We start from the raw sequence: 3,856 nt of genomic DNA, 5'->3' as shown, positions 1-3,856 counted from the left end.
CAGGCGATCTTGAGATCTCCACCCCAAGAGACCGTGACGGCGCTTTTGAACCTGCCTTAGTGCGTAAGCATCAAAGTCGTATCTCAGGCCTTGATGATAAAATCATCTCATTTTATGCCAAAGGTCAGACCACCACTGAGATCGTTGATACCATCAAAGACATCTACGACGTTGATATATCAAGTTCTCTTGTCTCAAGAGTCACTGACAACATCTTAGAGGACATCACTGCATGGCAGAACAGACCGCTGAGCAGTGTTTATCCTATCGTCTATTTGGACTGTATTGTCGTTAAAGTACGCCAAGATAAGCAGATTATCAACAAGGCTATTTATCTGGCGCTAGGCGTAGGACTTAACGGTAAAAAAGAGCTGCTTGGCATGTGGCTATCAGAGAATGAAGGCGCTAAGTTCTGGCTAGGGGTTCTCACTGAACTCCAAAACCGCGGGGTGCAAGATATCCTCATTGCCTGTGTCGATGGTCTAAAGGGCTTCCCTGATGCCATCAACACCGTTTATCCCAACGCTCAGGTTCAGCTGTGTATCGTACATATGGTGCGCTACTCAATGAAGTTTGTGCCGTGGACGGATAAAAAAGCAGTAGCGGCTGATTTAAAAGCCATCTATGGCGCTGATACGCTTGAGATAGCAGAGGCCAATCTTGAGCACTTTGATGAGGTGTGGGGTAAGGATTACCCGCATGTGGTCAAGTCTTGGCGCAGTAACTGGGAGGGCTTAATGGTGTTCTTTGGTTATCCTAAGGACATCAGAAAAGCCATTTATACCACCAATGCCATTGAGTCGCTAAACAGTGTGATTCGTACGGCGGTGAATAAGCGTAAGGTGTTCCCGTCTGATCAGGCGGCATTCAAAGTGGTGTACTTAGCAACCCAGCAGGCATCCAAAAAGTGGTCGATGCCGATCCGTAACTGGACGTCTGCTCTTAATCGCTTTATGATTATGTTTGATGACCGTATCAGCAGGCATTTAATCTAAAGGGCAGTTACACAGAATGTGGGATGGTCTCAGACTTGTTGCTTCTCTAAGAAGCTCGATAATCACTTCAAAGTGTTTGATATGGTGTTCTTTTACATCAATTATGGCTACGTCTGATGCCAGCATACTTTTTAGAACACCACCGTCTTTTCATGCGGCAGCCACACTATGCCTTTAGCGACTAGATTGCATCATCGGACTTTAGCAGGCACAAAAAAACCGCCCTAATAAATAGAGCGGTAGTTTATATATTTGAAATAGGATTTGACCCACACCTTATCGTCACAGTTACTTTCTTCAATATGCTCTTGATAAGCGCGATTGAATGATATGCATGATTACTCTTCGACGACGATCACATCATCTTCCATATCTTCGCCAATATCCGTAGCCGGAACCGGATCAATTGGGCGACCGTCTGGGCCAACATCTTGAACCACCTCAACCGCCTGTGTGTACTTAGTGCTATCGTCGGCAGAGCCTTGAACCGCATCTTGTGCAGCAACACTCTTCTCTCTTTCACTCTTTTCTGCCGCGCATCCAGATATAAATAGAACACTACATGCAACTGCGATCATTGATTTTTTTAACATAAACTTGCCCTTGATATTTGATTTTAGGCTTAGATTGCCTAGTATATATTGCATCCGCTAAAAATATTAGCATAAAATTATTATTGATATTTGGTTTAGCCCGCCTAGTGTGTATTATATCAACTAAAAATGAAACTCTTTTTGCAGAAATACCCACCGTTTAGGAGAAAAGGCTGGGCTTAGTTGACAACTCTAAAAACAACCTACTTATTACTCTCAAAGTCTGTGCATTAGGTCTTATTTTGACCATTGCTAATAACTAACCAATGGCGTTTCGAATGAGGTGTCTCGTCGCTACTCGCGCCGCCGCACAATTTTCTTTCAGCACACCTTCAACTTTGTAACCTTTATCGTTCTCAGCTTTGCATTTAGCTTGAACTTTTTTGATCTCTTCTGGGTTCTCCTTATACCAGTCTGATGTTCTTGCTTTCTCGGCGCTACAACCATTTAATGATAATACTGCGATTGCGGCGATCATTACTGATGCTAATTTTTTCATACAAACCTCATAAGTTTATTTTGGCTGTGTTTTAACAATGTGTTGATATAAACTATTGTGGAATAGCAAAAAACATTCTATCTAAAAGAGGGTTGTAACTAAAATGGAATTACCTGCACATCTTAAAGAAATTCGCCAGCAGTTGTTATCTGATGAAATATCATGGAGTGAAGCACTAGACTCTTTGAAAGCTGCTAAGAAGAAAAAACCGTGGCATAACAAAGAATGGAAACTAGAACGCGCTAAATTAATTAATGATTCGTGCGCTCAATGTGGTCAGAGCGATGTTGATTCACCTATGGTATTACAACACTTGTGGCAACCTAAGAAATTTAAAAACGTTTTAAGTGGTATTAAAGGAGCATGTATTGCAGCTAACGCAGAGGCAAAAAAGCATTACATTGCTGAACGTAAGAAAAAAAGTATCAAGTTGAATAGTATGGTTATAGGCGATAGAGCGTGTTGCCCTAAGTGCGAGTCTGTAAGTATAAAACTATTGAAAGGCACTCAAGAGTGGAAATGTTATGGAACGAAGTCACGAAAAACTAAAAGTGGCTATAGCCGTAAAATAACTTGTGGTCAATTATTCAAAGACCCTGCAACCACTAAAGAGTTAACTCCTGAACAAAAGAACGAGATAAACGAAGTTAAGCGAAAAATTTGGAGTGATGCTTGTACTAAATTCAATGTCGATTTTGAAGATATTGGAGAGCGTTATGGCAAGCAGGTGGTGCTTGAGTCTTTTGATGACAGTGAAAGATACTACTCTTTAAAAGACACCACGACTTTTTGTAAGAAGTGCGCTTATATGATGGATGTCAAAAAACTTCTGTTATGTCCAAATTGTAAAGACTACCTACCTATCTTGCATATCTCAAGCTGTGTAACTAATAGCAATGATGTAATGGGGTTTGAGCTTCTTTTAGATGATTTTTTTAGCTGATTAAAAAAGTGTATTACGTAACATCACAAAGGAATGGCTGGACGAATAGCTATATCAATCGTCTTGCTTGTACATAGCGTGGTACGAATGAAGTCGAGTAATATTACTTCCTTACCCTCTGCTGAACCTTTAGCAAAGTTCACAAAGTTATGGTACACAAGGTAGTTATTCAAATACTTGGTAGCCACACCCTTAAAACGGTAGGTTATGAGGTCTTTAAGCCTACTGTGGTAGCTATTGACCGTCTGAATATTAAACAAGCCATTGCTACGCTTTTTAGCAGGAATACGAATATGGTTCAACACCATATCTAATGATAATTTTTGATAAGGACGTAGTGAGTCGGTAACAAATACTGAATTTTTAGATATATTACCATCTAATACTTTTTGCAAATTCTTTAGTGATGGTTTGCCTAAGTTAGATATTTTAGAGACTGATAGACCGTCTAAATTGACCGCACAAGGAACACAAACCTTTTCTGTTGATAAGCCACGCTTGGTTGCCTTAGTTCCTCTCTTATAGGCTGTACGTGGCAACTTAAAAGACTTATGGTTGCCTTTGTATGATACGGCTGTAAAAGTCTCGTCAGCTTGCACAACACCATCAAGCTCAACGTCAGCCATCATGTTTTGCAGAGCATCGAGTATTTTATGTCGCCATGCAAATGCAGTGGCTAGGTTGATATCGCATATCTTTGCACACTTTCGTAAGGGGTACTTCTCAATCATGCAGTGAATGTACTTCTCCCAAACCTCAATATCTTTTTGCGAGTTATATAATATTGTACCTGTCTGCTCAACAAAGGATTTTTTACAGTCACGAC

At 40.6% G+C, this 3,856-nt stretch carries 5 protein-coding genes and 1 pseudogene; 3 read left to right on the top strand and 3 right to left on the bottom strand.

The features are described from left to right. Both EI162_RS13690 and EI162_RS14715 read left to right on the top strand, forming a co-directional pair. On the top strand, positions 1-995 hold a 995-nt coding region (locus tag EI162_RS13690; RefSeq protein ID WP_192524862.1), incomplete at its 5' end, for an IS256 family transposase. Positions 996-1,025: 30 nt separating this feature from the next. Beyond that, a pseudogene (locus EI162_RS14715) lies at positions 1,026-1,112 on the top strand (IS1 family transposase); the annotation flags it as partial. 221 nt (positions 1,113-1,333) lie between these two features. Here EI162_RS14715 and EI162_RS13685 read toward each other — a convergent pair. Both EI162_RS13685 and EI162_RS13680 read right to left on the bottom strand, forming a co-directional pair. Then, complete coding sequence (locus EI162_RS13685; RefSeq protein WP_192524861.1) at positions 1,334-1,573, bottom strand: hypothetical protein; 240 nt, start codon at positions 1,571-1,573, stop codon at positions 1,334-1,336. A 274-nt stretch (positions 1,574-1,847) separates the two neighbouring features. Then, entirely contained in the window at positions 1,848-2,087 is a 240-nt protein-coding gene (locus EI162_RS13680) for an EexN family lipoprotein (RefSeq protein ID WP_192524860.1), read from the bottom strand. Positions 2,088-2,190: 103 nt separating this feature from the next. Here EI162_RS13680 and EI162_RS13675 point away from each other — a divergent pair, with 103 nt between their 5' ends. Continuing rightward, positions 2,191-3,030 (top strand): hypothetical protein, encoded by an 840-nt coding sequence (locus EI162_RS13675; protein ID WP_192524859.1) that lies wholly within the window; start codon positions 2,191-2,193, stop codon positions 3,028-3,030. Positions 3,031-3,053: 23 nt separating this feature from the next. On the opposite strand, the gene EI162_RS13670 is transcribed toward EI162_RS13675, so the two are convergent. After that, a partial coding sequence (locus tag EI162_RS13670) for an IS1595 family transposase (RefSeq protein WP_192524858.1) occupies positions 3,054-3,856 on the bottom strand: 803 nt, incomplete at its 5' end.

The sequence above is a fragment of the Psychrobacter sp. FME6 genome (assembly GCF_014861365.1).
In the GTDB taxonomy this organism is placed as follows: domain Bacteria; phylum Pseudomonadota; class Gammaproteobacteria; order Pseudomonadales; family Moraxellaceae; genus Psychrobacter.
Note: the sequence above shows the minus strand (reverse complement) of the source record. Positions and strands in the feature narration are given on the sequence as shown.